At 66.6% G+C, this 20,551-nt stretch carries 20 protein-coding genes and 1 pseudogene; 16 read left to right on the top strand and 5 right to left on the bottom strand.

Annotated elements, in window-relative coordinates; all coding sequences use genetic code 11:
- Positions 1-230: 230 nt before the first annotated feature.
- The 4 genes from ABGI63_RS22845 (at position 231) to ABGI63_RS22860 (ending at position 3,991) form a co-directional block, all read left to right on the top strand.
- Entirely contained in the window at positions 231-2,468 is a 2,238-nt protein-coding gene (locus tag ABGI63_RS22845) for an NADP-dependent isocitrate dehydrogenase (protein WP_349744848.1), read from the top strand.
- Between the two features lie 68 nt (positions 2,469-2,536).
- On the top strand, positions 2,537-3,079 hold the full coding sequence (locus ABGI63_RS22850) for a 2'-5' RNA ligase family protein (RefSeq protein WP_349744849.1): 543 nt from the start codon (positions 2,537-2,539) through the stop codon (positions 3,077-3,079).
- Between the two features lie 81 nt (positions 3,080-3,160).
- Positions 3,161-3,703 carry a 2'-5' RNA ligase family protein gene (locus ABGI63_RS22855; protein WP_349744850.1) on the top strand — a complete coding sequence of 181 codons (543 nt, stop codon included), beginning with the start codon at positions 3,161-3,163 and terminating at the stop codon, positions 3,701-3,703.
- Between the two features lie 84 nt (positions 3,704-3,787).
- Positions 3,788-3,991, top strand: a complete 204-nt coding sequence (locus ABGI63_RS22860; protein WP_349744851.1) for a hypothetical protein — start codon at positions 3,788-3,790, stop codon at positions 3,989-3,991.
- Here the strand turns inward: ABGI63_RS22860 and ABGI63_RS22865 are convergent.
- A complete protein-coding gene (locus ABGI63_RS22865; RefSeq protein ID WP_349744852.1) occupies positions 3,982-5,007 on the bottom strand; it encodes a DUF72 domain-containing protein in 1,026 nt (341 codons plus the stop codon). The genes ABGI63_RS22860 and ABGI63_RS22865 overlap by 10 nt on opposite strands.
- Positions 5,008-5,045: 38 nt before the next feature.
- On the opposite strand from ABGI63_RS22865, the gene tadA reads away from it, so the two are divergent.
- The 12 genes and pseudogenes from tadA (at position 5,046) to ABGI63_RS22925 (ending at position 17,887) form a co-directional block, all read left to right on the top strand.
- The gene (gene tadA / locus ABGI63_RS22870) at positions 5,046-5,609 is read left to right on the top strand and encodes a tRNA adenosine(34) deaminase TadA (RefSeq protein WP_349744853.1); all 564 of its coding nucleotides are present in this window, start codon (positions 5,046-5,048) and stop codon (positions 5,607-5,609) included.
- On the top strand, positions 5,606-6,556 hold the full coding sequence (locus tag ABGI63_RS22875; protein ID WP_349744854.1) for an LD-carboxypeptidase: 951 nt from the start codon (positions 5,606-5,608) through the stop codon (positions 6,554-6,556). The genes tadA and ABGI63_RS22875 overlap by 4 nt, the downstream gene beginning before the upstream one ends.
- Before the next feature lie 218 nt (positions 6,557-6,774).
- Entirely contained in the window at positions 6,775-9,027 is a 2,253-nt protein-coding gene (locus tag ABGI63_RS22880; protein ID WP_349744856.1) for an ABC transporter substrate-binding protein, read from the top strand.
- A gap of 10 nt (positions 9,028-9,037) precedes the next feature.
- The gene (locus ABGI63_RS22885) at positions 9,038-10,021 is read left to right on the top strand and encodes an ABC transporter permease (protein WP_137942206.1); all 984 of its coding nucleotides are present in this window, start codon (positions 9,038-9,040) and stop codon (positions 10,019-10,021) included.
- Between the two features lie 21 nt (positions 10,022-10,042).
- On the top strand, positions 10,043-11,476 hold the full coding sequence (locus ABGI63_RS22890; RefSeq protein ID WP_349744857.1) for an ABC transporter permease: 1,434 nt from the start codon (positions 10,043-10,045) through the stop codon (positions 11,474-11,476).
- Positions 11,477-11,482: 6 nt separating this feature from the next.
- Complete coding sequence (locus tag ABGI63_RS22895; protein ID WP_349744858.1) at positions 11,483-13,198, top strand: ABC transporter ATP-binding protein; 1,716 nt, start codon at positions 11,483-11,485, stop codon at positions 13,196-13,198.
- A pseudogene (locus tag ABGI63_RS22900) lies at positions 13,174-13,491 on the top strand (ABC transporter ATP-binding protein); the annotation flags it as partial. The gene ABGI63_RS22895 and the pseudogene ABGI63_RS22900, both read left to right, overlap by 25 nt.
- A 642-nt stretch (positions 13,492-14,133) precedes the next feature.
- Positions 14,134-14,733 carry an ABC transporter substrate-binding protein gene (locus tag ABGI63_RS22905; protein WP_349744859.1) on the top strand — a complete coding sequence of 200 codons (600 nt, stop codon included), beginning with the start codon at positions 14,134-14,136 and terminating at the stop codon, positions 14,731-14,733.
- A gap of 90 nt (positions 14,734-14,823) precedes the next feature.
- A complete protein-coding gene (locus ABGI63_RS22910) occupies positions 14,824-15,669 on the top strand; it encodes a MotA/TolQ/ExbB proton channel family protein (protein WP_137942210.1) in 846 nt (281 codons plus the stop codon).
- 25 nt (positions 15,670-15,694) lie between these two features.
- The gene (locus tag ABGI63_RS22915; protein WP_137942211.1) at positions 15,695-16,123 is read left to right on the top strand and encodes an ExbD/TolR family protein; all 429 of its coding nucleotides are present in this window, start codon (positions 15,695-15,697) and stop codon (positions 16,121-16,123) included.
- Positions 16,124-16,139: 16 nt separating this feature from the next.
- On the top strand, positions 16,140-16,571 hold the full coding sequence (locus ABGI63_RS22920; protein ID WP_137942212.1) for an ExbD/TolR family protein: 432 nt from the start codon (positions 16,140-16,142) through the stop codon (positions 16,569-16,571).
- Positions 16,572-16,639: 68 nt separating this feature from the next.
- The gene (locus ABGI63_RS22925) at positions 16,640-17,887 is read left to right on the top strand and encodes a hypothetical protein (RefSeq protein WP_349744861.1); all 1,248 of its coding nucleotides are present in this window, start codon (positions 16,640-16,642) and stop codon (positions 17,885-17,887) included.
- Positions 17,888-17,966: 79 nt separating this feature from the next.
- Here ABGI63_RS22925 and ABGI63_RS22930 read toward each other — a convergent pair whose 3' ends face one another.
- The 4 genes from ABGI63_RS22930 to ABGI63_RS22945 form a co-directional block, all read right to left on the bottom strand.
- Entirely contained in the window at positions 17,967-18,725 is a 759-nt protein-coding gene (locus ABGI63_RS22930; protein ID WP_349744862.1) for a 3-hydroxyacyl-CoA dehydrogenase, read from the bottom strand.
- Positions 18,726-18,819: 94 nt separating this feature from the next.
- Positions 18,820-19,473, bottom strand: a complete 654-nt coding sequence (gene adk, locus ABGI63_RS22935; RefSeq protein WP_349744863.1) for an adenylate kinase — start codon at positions 19,471-19,473, stop codon at positions 18,820-18,822.
- Between the two features lie 132 nt (positions 19,474-19,605).
- Positions 19,606-20,370, bottom strand: a complete 765-nt coding sequence (gene kdsB / locus ABGI63_RS22940) for a 3-deoxy-manno-octulosonate cytidylyltransferase (protein ID WP_349744864.1) — start codon at positions 20,368-20,370, stop codon at positions 19,606-19,608.
- Positions 20,367-20,549 (bottom strand): Trm112 family protein, encoded by a 183-nt coding sequence (locus ABGI63_RS22945; RefSeq protein WP_349744866.1) that lies wholly within the window; start codon positions 20,547-20,549, stop codon positions 20,367-20,369. Before ABGI63_RS22945 ends, kdsB begins: the two co-directional genes overlap by 4 nt.
- Between the last annotated feature and the right edge of the window lie 2 nt (positions 20,550-20,551).

A 20,551-nucleotide genomic window follows, 5' to 3' on the forward strand; every position in this document is an offset into this window, starting at 1 on the left:
TGAGCGCCCCAGCCGCCTGCGAAGGGAGTCCATGGGGCTCCCTTTTTTTGCCGATTGGAGTGTCTGCCGCGCGAACAAATAAGCAATTTCACATGGCGGTGTGAAATTGCAGGAAAATCGCGCGCGTCGCTACGACAAGCGCCGGCTCAGGCCGGCGCTTGTCAGGCCTCATTTGACGACGCGCCCTGCAGCCTGTGCCGGCGGGGCCAACAATTCCAGGACACCGACCCATGAGCACCCAGCAGCCCAACATCATCTACACGCTGACCGACGAGGCCCCGATGCTCGCCACCAGCGCGTTTCTGCCCATCATGCAGGCCTTCGCCGAGCCGGCAGGCATCCGCATCGGCACCAGCGATATCTCGGTGGCGTCGCGCATCCTGGGCGCGTTTCCCGAGTTCCTCAGCGAGGCGCAGCGCGTGCCGGACAACCTGGCCGAGCTGGGCAAGCTGACGCTGACGCCCGAGGCCAACATCATCAAGCTGCCCAATATCAGCGCCTCGGTGTCGCAGCTGCTGGCCGCGATCAAGGAGTTGCAGGGCAAGGGCTACGCGATTCCTGACTATCCCGAGAATCCCAAGACCGAGGAAGAGAAGGGCATCCGCGCCCGCTATGCCAAGTGCATCGGCAGCGCGGTGAACCCGGTGCTGCGCGAGGGCAACTCCGACCGCCGTGCGCCCAAGGCCGTCAAGGAATACGCCCGCAAGAACCCGCATGCGATGGCCGACTGGAGCCAGGCCTCGCGCTCGCATGTCTCGCACATGCACCACGGCGACTTCTATCACGGCGAAAAGTCCATCACGCTGGACAAGGCGCGCGAAGTCAAGATGGAGCTGATCACCAAGAGCGGCCAGACCCTGGTGCTCAAGCCCAAGGTCGCGCTGCAGGCCGGCGAGATCGTCGACTCGATGTTCATGAGCAAGAAAGCCCTGCTCGAGTTCTATGAGAAGGAAATCGAGGACGCACACAAGACCGGCGTGATGTTCTCGCTGCACGTCAAGGCCACGATGATGAAGGTCTCGCACCCCATCGTGTTCGGCCACTGCGTGCGCATCTTCTACCGCGAGGCCTTCGAGAAGCACGGCAAGCTGTTCGACGAGCTGGGTGTCAACGTCAACAACGGCATGGTCGATCTCTACAACAAGATCGCCACGCTGCCGAGCGCCAAGCAGGACGAGATCAAGCGCGATCTGCACGCCTGCCACGAGCACCGCCCCGAGCTGGCCATGGTCGATTCGGCCAAGGGCATCACCAACTTCCACTCGCCCAACGACATCATCGTCGACGCCTCGATGCCCGCGATGATCCGCAACGGCGGCAAGATGTGGGGTGCCGATGGCCGCCTGAAGGACGTCAAGGCCGTGATGCCGGAGAGCACCTTCGCCCGCATCTACCAGGAGATGATCAACTTCTGCAAGTGGCACGGCAACTTCGATCCCAAGACCATGGGCACCGTGCCCAATGTCGGCCTGATGGCCCAGCAGGCCGAGGAATACGGCTCGCATGACAAGACCTTCGAGATCAGCGAAGACGGCGTGGCCAATATCGTCGACCTGGCCACCGGCGAGCTGTTGCTGACGCAGAACGTCGAGCAGGGCGACATCTGGCGCATGTGCCAGGTCAAGGACGCGCCGATCCGCGACTGGGTCAAGCTGGCCGTCACCCGCGCCCGCAACTCCGGCATGCCGGCGGTGTTCTGGCTGGACCCCTATCGCCCGCACGAGAACGAGCTGATCAAGAAGGTCAAGCTCTACCTGAAGGACCACGACACCGCGGGCCTGGACATCCAGATCATGAGCCAGGTGCGCGCGATGCGTTACACGCTGGAGCGCGTGATCCGCGGCCTGGATACCATCTCGGTGACCGGCAACATCCTGCGCGACTACCTGACCGATCTGTTCCCCATCATGGAACTGGGCACCAGCGCCAAGATGCTGTCCATCGTGCCGCTGATGGCCGGCGGCGGCATGTACGAAACCGGTGCCGGTGGCTCTGCGCCCAAGCATGTGCAGCAGCTGGTCGAAGAGAACCACCTGCGCTGGGACTCGCTGGGCGAGTTCCTGGCCCTGGCCGTCAGCCTGGAGGACCTGGGCCTGAAGACCGGCAACGCGCAGGCCAAGATCCTTGCCAAGACCCTGGACACCGCCACCGGCAAGCTGCTGGACAATAACAAGAACCCCAGCCCCAAGACCGGCCAGCTGGACAATCGCGGCAGCCAGTTCTACCTGGCGATGTACTGGGCCCAGGAGCTGGTCGCACAGACCGAGGACAAGGCCCTGGCCGAGCGCTTCGCACCGCTGGCCAAGGCTCTGAGCGACAACGAGCAGACCATCGTGGCCGAGCTCGCCGAGGTGCAGGGCAAGCCGGTCGATATCGGCGGCTACTACCAGCCCGATATGCAGAAGCTGGCCGCCGTGATGCGCCCCAGCAAGACCCTCAACGCCGCCCTCGCGACGGTGCGCGGCTGAGCTGAGAAGGCCGGGCCCTTGCGGCCCGGCCGATCTCCCGGTCGGTTCGAACTTCTTTCCTGAGTCCCATGTCCAATATCACCGACCGGCTGTTTTTCGCGATCCGCCCCGAAGCGGCCGCCAGCGAGCGCATCATGGCCCTGCGCAGCCAGCTCTGTGCCGAGCAGGGCCTGACCGGCCCGCTGCAGCCCGCCGAGCAATTCCTGATCACGCTCCATCATCTGGGTGACTTCGCCCGCTTCCCGCAGGCCCTGGTCGACAAGGCGATGGCCGCGGCCGCATCGCTGGAGGTGCCGGCCTTCGACATCGTGCTGGACCGCGCCGTCAGCCTGAAACGCCGCGAGCCCAGGCAGCTGCCCTGCGTGCTGCAGGCCGGTGAGCCGCTGGGCCCGCTGAAAGCCTTGCACGAGGCGCTGGTCAAGGCCTTGAAGGCGGCCGAGCTCTACCGCTACGCCGCCTTCACTCCGCAGCTGACGCTCTTGCAAGACAAGATCCCGGTCGAGTCGCAGCCGCTCGGGCCGGTCGGCTGGCGGGTCGGCGAGCTGCTGTTGATGAACACCCGGCTCGCCAGCGGTGAACATCAGCAGCTGGCGAGCTGGCCGCTGAGATAAGTCAGAACCCGGCTCCGCCGATCGGGCCGGTCTTTGTCGGCTTCGGCCGCTCCGGCTCTGGCGCGCCCGTAGACTCGGTGCATGGCACCCGACCACCGGCTCTTCTTCGCGCTGTATCCGGACACCGCGACGGCCTTGCGCATTGCCGCGCTGGCTTCGCGGGTGCGCACCGAGCTCGGCCTGAAGGGGCGGCCGCAGGATTCGCATCGCTTTCACATCACCTTGCATCATCTGGGCGACTTCGTCGGTCTGCCGCAGCGCGAGCGTGCCGCCGCCGAGGCTGCGGCCGCCACGCTGCGCTGTGCGCCGCTGGCGCTGCATTTCGACCACCTGCTCAGCTTTGAGCGCAAGAACGCCAGGAACCGCCCGCTGGTGCTGGGCGGCGGCAGCGGGCTGGATGCCGTCAGGCAGCTGCGGCGGCAGCTGGGCGAGGTGCTGGCGCGCGCCGGGCTGGCCAGGCCCGGCAGTTTCACGCCGCATCTGACTCTTCTTTATGACGATGCGCTGGTGCCGCAGCGGCCGATCGAGGCACTGGGCTGGCGGGCCGACGAGCTGGTGCTGGTCAACAGCCTGATCGGCCAGCATCGCCATGTGCCGCTGGCGCGCTGGCCGCTGCGCGCCTGATCGGCCGCGGCTGGTTCCGAAGCACAATCGTCGTTGCCGCCGGCGGCTGGCGCCGGCCTTGACGTGCAGCAGGAGAGGGTAGCGATGCGTGCAGCCTTGAGCATTCTTGGCCTGGTGGTGGTCATGGCCATCGTGCTGGCCGTGATGAAAAAACAGGCCACCCAGCTGGCGCCGGCCGCCGCGCCGACGGCAGCCAGCGCGCCGATCAACGCACCGCAGGCGGTGCGCCAGCAGCTGCAGCAGGCGATGGAGCAGGCCGGCTCGCGGGCCTCCGACGCTCAGCCCTGAGCCGGGCAGGGATCGACGATCTCGCGCGCCAGCGCCCGCACCGTCAGCGGCGCGCAGCCCTCGGCCTTGTTGCTGATGGTCACATAGGCGCGCTGGCCGGCGGCCGTGGTGCCGCGCACGACCTTGGCCAGCAAGGCATGGGTGTGCGGATCGGGGTCGAGGCGCTGGTCGAAATCGCCGTAGCGCTTCTGCGCGTCCTCGTAGCCGAAAGGGCCGTGGAGGCGGTTCAGGTTCCAGCGGCAGACCAGCGGGCCGGGCCACAGCGCGCGCAGCAGCGGCAGCTGCTCCTCGATCGGCGGCAGCTTGGGGTGCAGGCCCAGGCAGTAGGTGGCGCCGGCCTCGCGCAGCACGGCGACGAAGTCCGGACTCAGCCACTGCGGGTCTCTGACCTCGACTGCGATCACGCCATCCGGCGCCGCCGGCCGCAGCGCGGGCAGGGCCTTGAGCATCAGGCGCAGCCGCTCCAGCAGCTCGGGCATGCGCGCCAGCAGGCTGGGCGGCAGCGGGCTCAGCTGGAACACCAGCGCGCCGATCTTGCCGCCCAGGCCTTCCAGCGCCGGCTGCACGAACTCCTGCACCGCCAGCGCCGGGTTCAGAAAGGCGCTGTTGAGCTGCTTGCCGCGCCCGCTGTCCTCGCTGCGCACCAGCGCATCGGCCACCAGGCTGGGTGCCTTGACGGTGAAGCGAAAGCCGGCCGGCACCTGCTCGGCATAGCGCTGGTACTGGCTGGCCGTCAGCGGCCGGTAGAAGCCGCGGTCGATGCTGACGGCGCGCAGCAGCGGCTGCTGGCTGTAGGCAGCCAGGCCGTGCTTGGACAGCAGGCTTTCCGAATAGGACTTGTCCCAGACCAGACCGGCCCAGCCGGGATAGGTCCAGGAGGAGCTGCCCAGATAGGCCAGCGGCGGCAGCGCGGCCGCCAGCGCCGCCTGCTCTTCATCGATGGGCTGGGGTCGGACCCGTGCGGCGGGCGCCTTCGCGAGCGGCGGCGCCTCGTCCGGAAACAGTGCATCTTGCATGGCCGCGAGGATAGCTGTTGCTACACTGCCCGGCCGTCATGAACACCACCTCTTCCTCCTCCGCTACCGACGAGTACGCGATGCGCCTGGCGCTGGACCAGGCCCACAACGCCTGGCTGGTCGGCGAGGTGCCGGTGGGCGCGGTCATCATGCGCGCCGGCCAGGTGATCGCGACCGGCTACAACCGCCCGATCACGACGCATGACCCGACCGCCCATGCCGAGATCGTCGCGCTGCGCCATGCCGCGACCCTGCTGGGCAATTACCGCCTGCCCGAGTGCGAGCTCTATGTGACCTTGGAGCCCTGCGCGATGTGCGCGATGGCGATGTTGCATGCGCGCCTGAAGCGCGTCGTGTTCGCCGCGCCCGATCCCAAGACCGGCGTGGCCGGTTCGGTGCTGGACCTGTTTGCCGAAGGCCGGTTGAACCACCACACCTGCATCCAGGGCGGCGTGCTGGCCGAGCCTGCGGCGCAGCTGCTGCGCGAATTTTTTGCCGAGCGGCGCGAGGCGGCGCGCCAGCGCCGTGCCGCGGCTCGGTCTCAGGAACCCGAGGCCATCCCCACCGGCGAGGCCCGCCATCTGGACGACATCCCCCCATGAGCAACACCCTGACTCTTTTCACCCCCGCCGGCGTGCTGGCCCAGGCGCAGCCGCTCAAGCGTGCCGCCAAGCGCCTGGCCAAGCTGGGCTTCGAAGTCGGCATCGACGCCGATGCGCTGGCCAAGCACCAGCGCTTTGCCGGCGATGACGCGACCCGGCTGGCGGCGCTGCACCGCGTGGCCAAGGCGGCGCCCAGTATCGCGATGGCCAGCCGCGGCGGCTACGGCATGACACGGCTGCTGGACGCGATCGACTGGAAGCTGCTGGCCCATAGCGTCGAACACGGCACGCGCTGGGTCGGTCACAGCGATCTGACGGCCTTGCATCTGGGCCTGCTGGCGCACACCAAGTCGCCCAGCTGGGCCGGCCCGCTGGCCTGCTACGACTTCGGCCGCAGCGCGGAGGAGGGTGGGGTCGATGATGTGACCCAGGACTGCTTTGTCGAGGCCATGGACGGGCTGCTGGAGGCGGTGGGCTTTCGCTGCGAGGCCGGTCATGACGGCTTCGAGGCCCGCGGCGTTCTGTGGGGCGGCAATCTCTGCGTGCTGAGCTCGATGCTGGGCACGCCGCATTTCCCCAAGGTCAAGGGCGGCATCCTGTTTCTCGAAGACGTCAACGAACACCCCTACCGGGTCGAGCGCATGCTGCTGCAGCTGCAGCAGGCGGGTGTGCTGGACGCGCAGAAGGCCATCATCCTGGGCGAGTTCAGCGACTGGAAGAAGTCGCCGCTGGACCGCGGCTACACGCTGAAGACCGCGATCGAGGCGGTGCGCGCGCGCAGCAAGACGCCGATCTTCACCGGCCTGCCTTTCGGCCATGTGCCGACCAAGGTCAGCCTGCCGGTCGGTGTCAAGGTGGACATGCTGGTGCAGGGCCGCGAGGCCTTGCTGGCCTGGGGTGGCGATCAGCACCAGGGTCATCAGCATCACGAGCACCACCACCATTGAGACCTGACTTTCGTCATCCCCGGAATATGGGGTGACTGCTGGTATCCCCGGGCCGGGCTTGCGCCGCCGCGACCAGCACAACCGATATGATGCAGGCCTTGCCTCCAGAGCACGCGGTCACGAGCCGCCGGTGCCGGAGGCTCGTTGTTTTTCATTGCCGCCGCGCCGACACCTTACGCAGGTGCCGGTCTGCGATGGCCGCTCTGGAGGGGTTTTACATGCATGGGCTTGGACGTGGCCAACAATGGTGCCGCAGCATCTGTCTGGGCCTCAGCGCCGCCGCCGCACTGCTGCTGGCGGCCTGCAACAACAGCCCCTATCCGCTCGGCGCCGCCGCGGACAACACGCTCTACAACTCCTTCGACGAGCGCTCGCCGCGCTATCTGGACCCGATTGCCTCCTACAGCAATCCGGAGTCGGTCTACACCTACCAGATCTACGAGCCGCTCTACGCCTATCACTACTTGAAGCGGCCTTACGAGCTGGTGCCCAAGGCCGCCGAGAAGGTGGTCAAGCCCTATTACCTGGACAAGGACGGCAAGCGCCTGCCCGACGATGCGCCGGCCGAGCAGATCGCGCAAAGCGTCTACGACATCGCGATCAAGAAGGGCATCAAGTACGCGCCGCATCCGGCGCTGGCCACCGATGCCAAGGGCAACTACCTCTATCACAAGCTCAGCCGCGAACAGCTGGGCGACAAGCGCTCGCCCTGGGACTTCGAGGTGCAGGGCACGCGCGAGATGGTGGCCGAGGACTATGTCTACGCGATCAAGCGCCATGCCACGCCGCGCATTGAGGCGCCGATTTATGCGATCTTCTCTGAGTATGTGCTGGGGCTGAAGGACTACGGCAAGCTGGTGCGCGAGGAAAACGCCAAGCTGCTCAAGGGCCTGCCCGAGACCATACGCGACAAGCCCTTCCTGGACTTCCGCCAATGGCCGCTGGAGGGCGCGCAGGCGATCGACAGCCACACGCTGCGCGTGCGCATCAAGGGCAAGTACCCGCAGTGGCAGTACTGGATGGCGATGACCTTCATCTCTCCGCTGCCCTGGGAGGCCGATGCCTTCTATGCCCAGCCCGGCATGAGCGAGAACAGCCTGTCGCTGAACCAGTGGCCGATCGGCACCGGGCCTTTCATGATGACCGAGTATGTGCAGGACCGGCGCCATGTGATGAAGCGCAATCCGAACTATCGCGGTGACATCTATCCCTGCGAGGGCTCGGAGGCCGACCGCAAGGCCGGCCTGCTGGACGACTGCGGCAAGACCATGCCTTTCGTCGACACCATCGTCTCCACCATCATCAAGGAGAAGGTGCCGCGCAAGGAGATGTTCAAGCAGGGCTATCTGGACGTGCCCGAGATCGAGCGGCCCGAATGGGGTGTGGACTTCCAGGTCGATATGGACGACTCCGACGAGGTCAAGGCTGCCTACCAGGCCAAGGGCTTCAAGTTCCCGCTGGTCACCGACATCAACAGCTGGTACCTGGGCTTCAACTGGATGGACCCGGTGGTCGGCAAGGGCGACACGCCCGAGCAGCAGGCCAGGAACCGCAAGCTGCGCCAGGCGCTGTCGATCGCGATCGACTGGGAAGAGGGCTATGGCCGCATCTTCCGCACCAAGGGCGGGGTCGCGGCCCACGGGCCGGTGCCGCCGGGCGTGTTCGGCTCGCGCGAGGGCACGGCCGAGGGCTTCAATCCGGTGACCCATCATCTGGTCAATGGCGAGGTCGTGCGCCGCCCGATAGCGGATGCCAAGAAACTGCTGGCCGAGGCCGGCTACCCGGATGGCCGCGACGCCAAGACCGGCCGCCCGCTGGTGCTGAACTACGACTACCAGCGCACCACCACGCCCGAGATCAAGGCCGAGCTGGACTGGATGGTCAAGCAGTTCGCCAAGCTGGGCGTGCAGCTGGAGATCCGCGCGACCGACTACAACCAGTTCCAGGACAAGGTCATCAAGGGCAAGCACCAGATCTTCTGGTGGGGCTGGCTGGCCGACTACCCGGACGCCGAGAACTTCCTGTTCCTGCTCTACGGCCCGAACAGCAAGTCCAAGCACGAGGGCGAGAACGCCGCCAACTACGAGAACCCCGAGTACGACCGCCTGTACCGCCGGCTGCAAAGCATCGACGACGGCCCCGAGAAGCAGCAGGTGATCGACCAGATGGTGCGCCTCGTGCGCGAGGATTCACCCTGGGCCTGGGGCTACTGGCCCTATGTGGGCCTGGCCTTCCAGCCCTGGGTCTACAACGGCAAGCCCGGCATCATGGTGCGCGATATGGCGCGCTATTACCGCGTCGATGCGCAGATGCGCGCGAGCCGGCAGGCCGAGTGGAACCGGCCGATCTGGTGGCCGCTGCTGCTGCTGATCGGCGGTGCGGCCGCCATCGTCTGGACCACGCGCCGCAGCTTCCGCGCCCGCGAGCAGGCCACCGCGCGTGGCTATGTCAAACCGCAGACCGTTGCCTGAGGGACGAGCGATGCTGAGCTATATGATCCGCCGTCTCGGCTACGGCCTGCTGATACTGATAGGGGTGAACCTGTTCACCTTCTTCCTGTTCTTCTCGGTCAACACGCCCGACGATATGGCCCGCCTGAACATCGGCGGCAAGCGCGTGAGCCAGGAGCAGATCGTCAAGTGGAAGGCCGAGCGGGGCTATGACAAGCCGCTGTACTGGAACGAGGCCGAGGCCGGCTCGGCCAAGCTCACCAAGACGATTCTGTGGGAGCGCTCGGTCTCGCTGATGATGCTGGACTTCGGCCGCTCGGACGCGCGCCAGGCCGTCAATATCGGCCACGAGATCAAGACCCGCATGGGCGTCAGCCTGCAGCTGGCCGTGCCGCTGTTCATCCTGCAGGTGATCGTCAGCACCGCCTTCGCGCTGATGCTGGTGTTCTTCCGCAACACGCGCATCGATTTCTGGGGCGTGGTGCTGTGCGTGCTGATGCTGTCGATCTCCAGCCTGTTCTACATCATCGTCGGCCAGTACTTCTTCTCGCGCCTGCTCAAGCTGGTGCCGATCAACGGCTATGCGCCGGGCCTGGACGCGATCAAGTTCCTGGCCCTGCCGATCGCCTTGTCGCTGCTGGCGCGGCTGGGCGGCGAGGCGCGGCTGTACCGGGCGATGTTCCTGGAGGAGGTCGGCAAGGACTATGTGCGCACCGCGCGGGCCAAGGGCCTGTCCGAGCAGATCGTGCTGTTCCGCCATGTGCTGCGCAATGCGCTGATCCCCATCATCACCAGCGCCGGCGCCTATCTGCCCTATGTCTTCATGGGCAGCCTGGTGTTCGAGAGCTTCTTCGGCATCCCCGGCCTGGGCGCCTTCGTGATCGAGGCCATCACCGGCCAGGACTTCGCCATCGTGCGCACCATGGTCTTCCTCGGCGCGGTGCTCTATATCGCGACCAATGCGCTGATCGATATCGCCTACACCTGGGTCGACCCCCGGGTGCGTCTGGCCTGAACGGATAGATCGCTGACCATCATGGGATTCAAGCTTGTTTTCTTGTGGACCGATGTGGCGCTGTGGGCCTTGTTCGCCGCGCTGCTCGCCTATGTCCTGCGCGTCCGTTCGCACCCCACGCTGCGCGCCACCTGGAGCCGCGTGCTGCGCGACCCGGCCGCCGCCTCGGCCGGCCTGGTGATGCTGCTGTTCCTGCTCGTCACGGCGCTGGACAGCATGCACTTCCGCCGCGCGCTGCCGGCGCAGAACGCGCAGGTCTTCTACGACACCCGCACCGAGTCGCTGCTGGACCTGGCGCTGGCGCGCCAGATCGAGATGCGCGAGACCACCTACTCGGCGCCGCTGGCCTATGTCGGCCTGAACAAGGAAAGCGTCACCGATGCGGCTGGCCAGACCGCGCGCGACTTTCCGCGCCTGAGCTTTGGCGGCGCGCATCTGTCGGACCCGGCGGCCGACTGGGCCGGCGATGTCGGTCGGCGCACGCTCGGCGGCATGGCCGCCGGCCTGCTGCTGGCCTTGCTGGCGGCCCTGGCCACCGCGGCGGCGCTCGCGCGTGGTCATGGCGGCTTTGCGCGGGCCTGGCGCGATCTGCTGGCCGACCGCACCCATTACCCGCTGCGTGCGCTGCTGCTGACCCTGGGCGCGGTGCTGCTGCTGGTCGGCCCGACGGTGGCGCTGATGGGGCACTACCATGTGTTCGGCACCGACCGCACCGGCAACGATGTGCTCTACCAGGCGCTCAAAAGCATACGCACGGCCTTTGTGATCGGTGCGATCTCGACGCTGGCGACCCTGCCGCTGGCCCTGGTGCTGGGCATTCTGGCCGGCTACTTCAAGGGCTGGGTCGACGAGCTGATCCAGTACATCTACACGACCTTGAGTTCGGTGCCCAATGTGCTGCTGATCGCCGCCTGCGTGCTGATGGTGCAGGTCTTCCTCGACAAGAACCCGGAGCTGTTCGAGACCGGCGCCGAGCGCTCGGACCTGAAGATGTTCCTGCTCTGCGTGATCCTGGGCGTGACCGGCTGGGCCGGGCTGTGCCGGCTGGTGCGGGGCGAAACGCTGAAGCTGCGCGAGCTCGACTATGTGCAGGCGGCCACCGCCTTCGGCGTCAGCCATGGCCGCATCATGGCCCGCCACATCGTGCCCAATGTGATGCACCTGGTGCTGATCACCGTGGTGCTGAGCTTCTCCGAGCTGATCCTCTACGAGGCGGTGCTGACCTATGTGGGCGTCGGTGTCGACCCCAGCATGAACAGCTTCGGCGGCATGATCAATCTGGCCCGCTCCGAGATGTCGCGCGACCCGGTGGTGTGGTGGAGCTTTGTGGCCGCCTTCGGCTTCATGGTGACCCTGGTGCTGGCCGCCAATCTGTTCGCCGACGGCGTGCGCGACGCCTTCGATCCGCGTTCGCGCAGCCTGCGTCCGCGCGTGCTGTCTCTTGCGAAGAAGTAAGAAGCCATGTTGAAGATTGAAGATCTGAAGGTGGCGCTGGACGCCGATGCCGGCCTGGTGCGCGCGATCGACGGCATGCGCCTGGCGATCACGCGCGGCCAGACCTTTGCGCTGGTCGGCGAATCGGGCTGCGGCAAGAGCATGACGGCGCTGGCCCTGATGCGCTTGCTGCCCGACAACGGTCGCATCACCGCCGGGCGGCTGGACCTGGAAGGCGAGGATGTGTTCGGCCTGCCCGAGGCGCAGATGCGCGAGGTGCGCGGCGGGCGCATCGGCATGATTTTCCAGGAGCCCTCGACCAGCCTGAACCCGGTGATGCGGGTCGGGGCCCAGATCGTCGAGGCCATCGAGGCGCACACGCCGCTGCGCGGCGCGGCGGCGCGGGCCAAGGCCATCGACTGGCTCAAGCGCGTCGGCATTCCCGAGCCCGAGCGCCGTATCGACGAGTATCCGTTTCGCCTGTCGGGCGGCCAGAAGCAGCGCGTGATGATCGCGATGACCCTGGCGGCCGAGCCCGACTATCTGATCGCCGACGAGCCGACCACGGCGCTGGATGTGACCATCCAGGCGCAGATCCTCGATCTGCTGAAGGACTTGCAGCGTGAGCGCCAGCTGGGCGTGCTGCTGATCACCCACGACCTGGGCGTGGTCTCTGGCATGGCGCACCAGGTCGCGCTGATGTATGCGGGCCAGATCGTCGAGGTGGCGCCGGCCGAGGAGTTCTTCGCCGCGCCCAAGCATCCCTATGCGCGCTTGCTGCTGCAGGCGCTGCCGGACGCGGCCAAGCGCGGCGAGGCCCTGGCCGCGATTGCCGGCACCGTGCCGCCGCTGTGGATGGCATTCAGCGGCTGCCGCTTCGCGCCGCGCTGCGACCGGGTGATGCCGGCCTGTCACGACCAGGTACCCGAGCTGACGGCGCTGAGCGCCACCCACCAGGTGCGCTGCCGGCTTTACACGCACCCCGGCGAGGCGCTGCCGGTGCCGGCCGTGGCGGCTGCGCTCGCACGGGCCGCCGCGCCGGCCGGCGACCCGGACAAACCGCTGCTGGAGGTCAGGCATCTGCGGGTGCGCTTTGCCCTGAAGCGCGGCCTGCTGGAGCGCGGCGCGCCGCGCTACTTCAATGCGGTGGACGATGTGTCCTACCGCATCCTGCCGGGCCGCACGCTGGCCCTGGTGGGCGAATCCGGCTGCGGCAAGACCACCTCGGGCAAGGCCATCGTGCAGCTGCTGCGCACCCAGGCCCAGATCGAGGGTCAGGCCTTGCTGAACGGGCAGGATCTGTTCACCTTGCAAGGCGATGCGCTGCGCGAGGCGCGCCGCCAAGTGCAGATCATCTTCCAGGACCCGTTTGCCTCGCTGAACCCGCGCATGCGGGTCTACGAGCTGCTGGAGGAGGGCGTGCAGGCCTTGCGGCCCGATCTCGATGCGGCGGCGCGGCGGCGCAATCTGGAGCTGCTGGTCGACCAGGTGGGCCTGCGGCGCGATGCACTGGAGCGCTTTCCGCACGAGTTCTCCGGCGGCCAGCGCCAGCGCATCGCGATCGCGCGGGCGCTGGCGGTGGAGCCGCGCCTGATCGTCTGCGACGAGCCGACCTCGGCGCTGGATGTGTCGGTGCAGGCGCAGATTCTCAATCTCTTGCGCGATTTGCAGCGCGAGCGCGGCTTGTCCTATCTGTTCATCACCCACAATATCGGCNGGCGCTGGCGGTGGAGCCGCGCCTGATCGTCTGCGACGAGCCGACCTCGGCGCTGGATGTGTCGGTGCAGGCGCAGATTCTCAATCTCTTGCGCGATTTGCAGCGCGAGCGCGGCTTGTCCTATCTGTTCATCACCCACAATATCGGCGTTGTCGAGTACATCGCCGACGAGGTGGCGGTGATGCAGTCGGGGCGTATCGTCGAGGCCGGTGGCTGTGCTGCCGTGCTGGGACGTCCACAGAGCGACTACACGCGGACGCTGCTGGCGGCGGTGCCGCGGGTGCAGCACCGCGAGGCGCAGGCCGGCGTCGCAGGCTGAGGCCGCGCCGCGCGGGCGCTCAGCACCCTGTTTCACGGGGTTCATGGTGAAAACCCTGAATTCTTAGGCCGGTCCGCCGGTGAAAGTACCAGTAAGATACCACTGTGGGTTCGGCGTTGAAAGTGAAGAGCAGAAGACGCCGGAGTTTCAGTGTGTAAGGGCTTGGTCAGCTCGGGTAAGCCCCATGCCGGTTGGCCGGGTCAACTCGTTTATGATCTAGGCCGCTTCATGGTGCGGTGTTTTGTAGTTTGACTACAACGCTGTTCCGACTTGAAGAACCGCCCGCGGGCCACAAGCCAGTGGGCATTTTTGTTGAGTGTGGGTTCCCATCGTGCCCCGAGTGATGAGTTGTGATGTCCATTCTGCAGCCAGCAGATGCACCCGAGCCGCAAGCATGTTGCGGCAGCCAGCGAACGGCGCCTGTGTGCCCGCCCTTGGTGTCTGGTGCAGTCTCTCGCACAGCCGGCAAGAACTGCTCCGAGCTCCGGTCTGAGTTGGGGCTCGTAGGTTTCTAGGCAGGCGCTGTGTAGAGCCGAACTCCCCGCATATGTCGATGAAAAAGTTTCGCAGTCTTATGAAGGAGCGCGCATGAACTTTGCGCAGGAGAAGCAAGGGGCGTCCCGCTTTACAGGTATCGGCCTCGTGATCTTGATTCACGTGCTGATCATCTGGGCGTTGGCCAGCGGTCTGGCCCGCAAGGCCGTCGAGGCGATCAAGGGTCCGATCGATGTGAAGGTGGTGGAGGAGAAGGTCAAGCCGCCGCCGCCGCCCGAGAAGGTCGTGCCGCCGCCGCCGGACATGAAGGCACCGCCGCCGCCGTTCGTGCCGCCGCCCGAGGTGCAGGTGACGGCGCCGCCGCCGCCCAATGCCATCCAGGCACCGGTCAGCAACACCCCGCCGCCGACGCGTGAGGTGGCTGCTGCGCCACCGCCGGCACCGGCACCGGCGCCCGCACCGGTGGCCAAGCCCGCCAAGATCACGGCCGGCATGGTCTGCACCAAGATGGGCAAGCCCGAGGTGCCGGCCGTCAACTGGAGTGGTGATGCCTTGTTCAAGGTGCTGGCCACGGTCAAGGCCGGTCGCGTCAGCGCGATCGAGGTGACCAGCTCGCAGATGCGCGGTGGCAATGATCGCAAGGTGCAGCGCGCCCTGATCGCCGCCATCACCGACACGCTGCAAAGCACGTACGAATGCCCGGGCGACCATGTGTTCGAGCAGGAGTTCCAGTTCCGCATCGAATAAGCAAGACCCCATTTCCTGGCAACCGGCCCGCCCCGGTGCCTCTCAACCGACAACCGATCTCTCGATCTCTATTGCGTAGGAGTTGACTCCATGATCTCTCGTATCTCCGGCCTGTTCGCCGCAATCGCATTTGCCGCGACCCTGGCTGCATCCCCTCTGGCCGCTCACGCCCAAGCCGCTGACGCCGCCTCCGCACCGGTGGAAACCGCCGCGCCCGCAGCGGTTGATGCTGCCGCCCCGGCCGCTCCCGCTGCCAAGGCCGAGCCGGCCGAGAACCCCTACGGCCTGAAGGCCATGATCGACCACGGCGATGCCGTGTCCAAGGGCGTGCTGCTGCTGCTGGTCATCATGTCCATGGGCAGCTGGTACATCCTGATCACCAAGCTGTGGGACACCCAGAAGCTGGCGACCGAAGCCAAGAGCGTGCGCGTGACCTTCTTCAAGAAGGCCAGCCTGGCCGAAGGCGTCAAGGGCCTGAAGGAAGGCAGCGCATTCCGCTTCATCGCCGAGTCGGCCATCGAGGCGTCCGAGCACCATGAAGGCGCGCTGACCGAGAACATCGACCACAGCAGCTGGGTGACGATGAACGTCGAGCGCGCTGTCGGCGAAGTCAACAGCCGCGTGCAGACCGGCCTGGGCTTCCTGGCCACCGTCGGTTCGACCTCGCCGTTCATCGGCCTGTTCGGCACGGTGTGGGGCATTCTGCAAGCGCTGACCGCCATCGGTGTGGCCGGCCAGGCTTCGATCGACAAGGTTGCCGGCCCGGTGGGTGAAGCGCTGATCATGACCGCCATCGGTCTGGGCGTGGCCGTGCCGGCCGTGCTGGGCTACAACTGGCTGGTCAACCGCAACAAGGCCGTGATGGGCCAGGTGCGTGCCTTCGCTGCCGACCTGCACGGCGTGCTGATGGGCAACCGTTCGGTCGCCAAGCGCTAAGCCGCTTCGACCCGGAGCATTAATCATGGGCATGAACGTCGGATCCTCTTCCGGCGATGACGAAGTGGTCTCGACCATCAACACCACGCCCCTCGTGGACGTGATGTTGGTGCTGTTGATCATCTTCCTCATCACCATTCCGGTGGTGACGCAATCGGTGACCTTGTCTCTGCCCAAAGAGACCAATGTCGTGCGCGTGACCAAGCCGGAAAATATCGAGCTGGCGGTGACCAAGGACGGCGACGTCTACTGGAACACCGCTCTGGTGCCGGACAGCGAAGCGCTGGTGGCGCGACTGAAGAAGGTGTCGGTGCTTGACCCGCAGCCCGAAGTGCATATCCGTGGCGACGAGAAGTCGCGCTACGAATCGGTGGGGCGCGTGATGGTGGCCTGCCAGCGCGCGGGCATCGTGAAGATCAGCTTCGTCACCGAGCCTCCGGCGCGCGGTGGTTGAGGCGAGGAGCTAGAGCATGGGAATGAATGTAGGCAGCTCGTCCGGTGGTGACGAACCCGAGGTGATGCTGGACGTCAACACCACGCCGCTGATCGATGTGATGCTGGTGCTGCTGGTGATGCTGATCATCACCATCCCGATCCAGCTGCACTCGGTGAACCTGGACATGCCGGCGGGCAACCCGCCGCCGCCGACCAAGGAGCCGGTGGTGCACGAGGTCTTCATCGACTTCGACGGCACGGTCAGCTGGGATGGCGTGGCGCTGGCCAATCATGCGGCCGTCGAGGCCAAGCTGGCCGAGATCGCAGCGGAGCCGGACCAGTCCGAGATCCACATCAAGCCCAACAAGCTGGTCGAGTACGGCAATGTGGCGGCGGTGATGGCGGCGGCTCAGCGGCTCGGCGTCAAGAAGATGGGCATGGTCGGCAACGAGCAGTTCATCGACTGATGCAGGCATGATCGAACGAACGCGCTGCCCGCAAGGGCGGCGCGTTTTTTTCTTAGGAGAATGCAATGATGAAGTTCAAGACCCTCGCCAGCGTCGCTGTCGGCACGGCGGCCTTTGTGTTCGGCAGCGCTCCGCAGGGCGAGCTGGGTTTCGCCAGCGCCGCAGCCCAGGCGGAGTCGGTGCGCCCCGAGGTGGGCAAGCACCTGAAGGATGCGGCTGCGCTGATCAAGAGCGGCAAGCACAAGGAAGCGCTGGCCAAGCTGCGCGACGCCGAAGGCGTGTCCGGCCGCACCGCCGCCGAGAACAATGCGATCGAGGGCACGCGCTTCTCGGCCGCGATGGGTGCCAACGATCCCGACTCGATGGCCCGCGCCTTCGAAGTGCTGAAGCCCCGCCTGGCCGCTGCGCAGCAGCTGCAGTATATGGAGGCCGTGGCCGGCACCTATCTGCGCGCCAACAATGCGCCGAAGGCGCTGGAGTGGGCCAACAAGTACTTCGCAGCCGGCGGTGCTAGCGGCACGATGAAGACGGTGCAGCAGCAGGCGCAGTTCAAGTCGGGCGATATGACGGCCGTGCTGAAGGACACGCTGGCCGAAGTGCAGGCCGACGAGCGCGCCGGCAAGGCGCCGTCGCAGGACAAGCTCAATCTGCTGCTCTACGCGGCGCAGAAGAAGAACGACGCCACCACCGAGTCCCTGGCCACCGAGAAGCTGCTGAACTACTACCCGCGCAAGGAGCTGTGGGCCCAGATCCTCGGCGGCCTGCCGCAGAAGCGGGGCTTCTCGCCGCGCTTCGGTCTGGACGTGTTCCGTCTGAAGCTGGCGACCGGCAATATGCGCGATGCCAACGACTATATGGAGATGGCCCAGCTGGCGGCCCAGGCCGGCTATCCGGAAGAGGGCAAGCAGGTCGTCGAAAAGGGTCTGGCCGCCAATGTGCTGGGTCAGGGCGCCGAAGGTGCGCGCCACAAGCGTCTGCTGGACCTGATGGTCAAGCGCATCGGCGAGGCCAAGGCTGCCCAGGCCAGCGCCGAGCAGGCCGCCGAAGCGGCCAAGGAAGGCGACGCCCTGGTCGCGCTGGGCCTGGCCCAGGTCTTCCGTGGCGAGGCCGCCCATGGCCTGAAGCTGGTCGAGGCCGGCATCGCCAAGGGCAATCTGAAGCGCCCCGACGATGCCAAGCTGTATCAGGGCCTGGCCCTGTTCACGGCCGGTGACATCGCCAAGGCCCAGACCGCCTGGCGCGGCGTCAAGGGCAATGACGGTGCGGCCGAACTGGCACGCCTGTGGACCATCCATTCGCGCAGTGCCAAGAAGTAAGGCCTGCACGGCTGCATGAACCAGCCTGCATGACAAACGGCCTCTTCGGAGGCCGTTTCCTTTTGGTCGAGCGCGCGGCTTACTTCGGCGCCAGCCGGATCGCGCCGTCCAGGCGTATCACCTCGCCGTTGAGCATCTCATTGGTGACGATCTGGTGCACCAGCTTGGCATAGTCCTCAGGCGTGCCCAGGCGGGACGGGAAGGGCACGCCGGCGGCCAGTGCGTCCTGCACCTCCTGCGGCATGCCGAACAGCATCGGCGTACCGAAGATGCCCGGGGCGATGGTCATATTGCGGATGCCGTTGCGCGCCAGATCGCGGGCGATCGGCAGGGTCATGCCGACCACGCCGCCCTTGGAGGCCGCATAGGCCGCCTGGCCGATCTGGCCGTCATAGGCAGCGACCGACGCGGTCGAGATCAGCACGCCGCGCTCGCCGGTGCTCTCGGGCTCGTTCTTGCTCATGGCCTCGGCGGCCAGGCGGATCATATTGAAGCTGCCGATCAGATTGACGGTCACGACCTTGCTGAACAAGGCCAGCGCATGGGCGCCTTCCTTGCCCACCGTCTTGGCGGCCGGTGCGATGCCGGCGCAGTTGACCAGGCCCATCAGCTTGCCCATCGCGACCGCCTTGACGACGACGGCCTGGCCATCGGCCTCCTGGCTGACATCGGCCTTGACGAAGGCGCCGTGCAGCTCCTTGGCCAGGGCTTCGCCGCGCTCGACCTGCAGATCGGCGATCACGACCATCGCGCCTTCGCGCGCCAGCATGCGGGCCGTGCCTTCGCCCAGGCCCGACGCGCCGCCGGTCACGATGAATACCTTGCCTGCGATGTCCATAAAGTCTCCTGTTTGGATTACGTTGACGTAAACGTCAATTGTCGATCAAGAAAAAGCCGCTGAACAGCGGCTTTGTCGGATCTGGTTTGCAGCTTCAGCCGAGCGCGGCCAGCGCGCGTGCGGTGATCTCGTCGACCGAGCCCAGGCCTTCGATGCGGCGGTACTGCGGCGCGTTGGCGTCGCCCGAGGCTGCCCACTGCGAGTAGTAGTCGACCAGCGGGCGGGTCTGCGCCTGGTAGACGTCCAGTCGCTTCTTGACGGTTTCTTCCTTGTCGTCCTCGCGCAGGATCAGGTCCTCGCCGGTGGCGTCATCCTTGCCTTCGACCTTGGGCGGGTTGAACTTGACGTGATAGGTGCGGCCCGAGGCCACATGGACGCGGCGGCCGCTCATGCGCTCGATGATGGCGCTGTGCGGCACATCGATCTCCAGCACGAAGTCGAGCTTGACGCCGGCGGCCTTCATGGCATCGGCCTGCGGGATGGTGCGCGGGAAGCCGTCGAACAGAAAGCCCTTGGCGCAGTCGGCTTGCGCAATGCGCTCCTTGACCAGGCCGATGATGATGTCGTCGCCGACCAGGGCGCCCGCATCCATCACCTTCTTGGCGGCAAGCCCCATTTCGGTGCCGGCCTTGACCGCGGCACGCAGCATATCGCCGGTGGAAATCTGCGGGATGCCGAACTTTTGGCAGATGAAAGCGGCTTGGGTGCCTTTGCCAGCGCCGGGGGCGCCAAGAAGAATCAGTCGCACGGGGTCTCCTCGATTTTCAATGGAAAGGGCGGCCTGCCGTGAAGGAAGTCGCCCTTGCAAACTGCGGGCGAGGATAGCATGGCGGGGCCTACGCCCCGCTGACGCGGGACGCGCTTGTCACGCCCTTGTAACTCAGGCGCCGGCTGTGACCAGGGCGCGCACCCGCGCCAGATCCTCGGGCGTATCGACACCCGGCCCCGGGCGCTCGGCGCTGATGTGCACCGCGATGCGCTCGCCATGCCAGAGCACGCGCAGCTGCTCCAGCGACTCGATCTGCTCCAGCGGGCTGGCCGCCAGGCCCGGGAAGCGGCGCAGAAAGCCGGCCTGGTAGGCGTACAGGCCGACATGGCGCAGCGCCGAGCCGGGTCGGGGGCCCGAGCCGTCGCGCCAGCAGGGGATCGGCGCGCGCGAGAAATACAGCGCCGTGCCGCGTGCATCGGTCACCAGCTTGACCACATTCGGGTTGGCGAACTCGGCCCGGCCTTGGTCCGTGTCGTCCAGCGCATGGGCCACCGTGCTCATCACGCAGTCTGCGCGCTCGCGCAGCAGCGCGGCGCAGGCATTGATCATGGCCGGCGCGATCAGCGGCTCGTCGCCCTGCACATTGACGACCAGATCGCTGCCGTCCAGCCCCAGCTGCTCGCAGGCTTCGGCCAGCCGGTCGCTGCCCGAGGCATGGTCGGCCCGGGTCAGCAGCGCACGCACGCCATGGGCCTGGCAGGCCGCCAGCACCTCGGGCGCGTCGCTTGCGACCACCACCGCGCGGGCCTGCGACAGCGCTGCGCGCTGCGCGACCCGCACAATCATCGGCAGGCCGCCGATATCGGCCAGCGGCTTGTTGGGCAGGCGGGTCGAGGCCAGCCGGGCCGGCACGATGACGGTGAAGCCCTCGCTCATTGCGGTGCGTCCAGCACCCGGGCCTCGCTCTCCAGCATCACCGGGATGCCGTCGCGCACCGGGAAGGCCAGGCGGTCGGCATGGCAGATCAGCTCGCGGCTGCCGTCACCGCTGCGCTGATGCTCCAGAGGCCCTTTGCAAATCGGGCAGACCAGCATTTCCAGCAATCGGATGTCCATAG

Origin of the sequence: Roseateles cavernae (genome assembly GCF_040187885.1) — a bacterium.
GTDB classification, from domain to species: domain Bacteria; phylum Pseudomonadota; class Gammaproteobacteria; order Burkholderiales; family Burkholderiaceae_C; genus Roseateles_E; species Roseateles_E cavernae.

What these genes read in the sequence shown, in the direction of transcription:
- ABGI63_RS22885 (WP_137942206.1), top strand. Translation starts at nt 9,038, where the DNA reads ATGCTGAGCTATATGATCCGCCGTCTCGGCTACGGCCTGCTGATACTG.
- ABGI63_RS22920 (WP_137942212.1), top strand. Translation starts at nt 16,140, where the DNA reads ATGGGAATGAATGTAGGCAGCTCGTCCGGTGGTGACGAACCCGAGGTG.
- ABGI63_RS22930 (WP_349744862.1), bottom strand. Translation starts at nt 18,725, where the DNA reads ATGGACATCGCAGGCAAGGTATTCATCGTGACCGGCGGCGCGTCGGGC.
- ABGI63_RS22855 (WP_349744850.1), top strand. Translation starts at nt 3,161, where the DNA reads ATGGCACCCGACCACCGGCTCTTCTTCGCGCTGTATCCGGACACCGCG.
- ABGI63_RS22925 (WP_349744861.1), top strand. Translation starts at nt 16,640, where the DNA reads ATGAAGTTCAAGACCCTCGCCAGCGTCGCTGTCGGCACGGCGGCCTTT.
- ABGI63_RS22875 (WP_349744854.1), top strand. Translation starts at nt 5,606, where the DNA reads ATGAGCAACACCCTGACTCTTTTCACCCCCGCCGGCGTGCTGGCCCAG.
- ABGI63_RS22945 (WP_349744866.1), bottom strand. Translation starts at nt 20,549, where the DNA reads ATGGACATCCGATTGCTGGAAATGCTGGTCTGCCCGATTTGCAAAGGG.
- ABGI63_RS22860 (WP_349744851.1), top strand. Translation starts at nt 3,788, where the DNA reads ATGCGTGCAGCCTTGAGCATTCTTGGCCTGGTGGTGGTCATGGCCATC.
- ABGI63_RS22845 (WP_349744848.1), top strand. Translation starts at nt 231, where the DNA reads ATGAGCACCCAGCAGCCCAACATCATCTACACGCTGACCGACGAGGCC.
- ABGI63_RS22850 (WP_349744849.1), top strand. Translation starts at nt 2,537, where the DNA reads ATGTCCAATATCACCGACCGGCTGTTTTTCGCGATCCGCCCCGAAGCG.
- kdsB (WP_349744864.1), bottom strand. Translation starts at nt 20,370, where the DNA reads ATGAGCGAGGGCTTCACCGTCATCGTGCCGGCCCGGCTGGCCTCGACC.
- ABGI63_RS22880 (WP_349744856.1), top strand. Translation starts at nt 6,775, where the DNA reads ATGCATGGGCTTGGACGTGGCCAACAATGGTGCCGCAGCATCTGTCTG.
- ABGI63_RS22910 (WP_137942210.1), top strand. Translation starts at nt 14,824, where the DNA reads ATGATCTCTCGTATCTCCGGCCTGTTCGCCGCAATCGCATTTGCCGCG.
- tadA (WP_349744853.1), top strand. Translation starts at nt 5,046, where the DNA reads ATGAACACCACCTCTTCCTCCTCCGCTACCGACGAGTACGCGATGCGC.
- ABGI63_RS22865 (WP_349744852.1), bottom strand. Translation starts at nt 5,007, where the DNA reads ATGCAAGATGCACTGTTTCCGGACGAGGCGCCGCCGCTCGCGAAGGCG.
- ABGI63_RS22915 (WP_137942211.1), top strand. Translation starts at nt 15,695, where the DNA reads ATGGGCATGAACGTCGGATCCTCTTCCGGCGATGACGAAGTGGTCTCG.
- ABGI63_RS22890 (WP_349744857.1), top strand. Translation starts at nt 10,043, where the DNA reads ATGGGATTCAAGCTTGTTTTCTTGTGGACCGATGTGGCGCTGTGGGCC.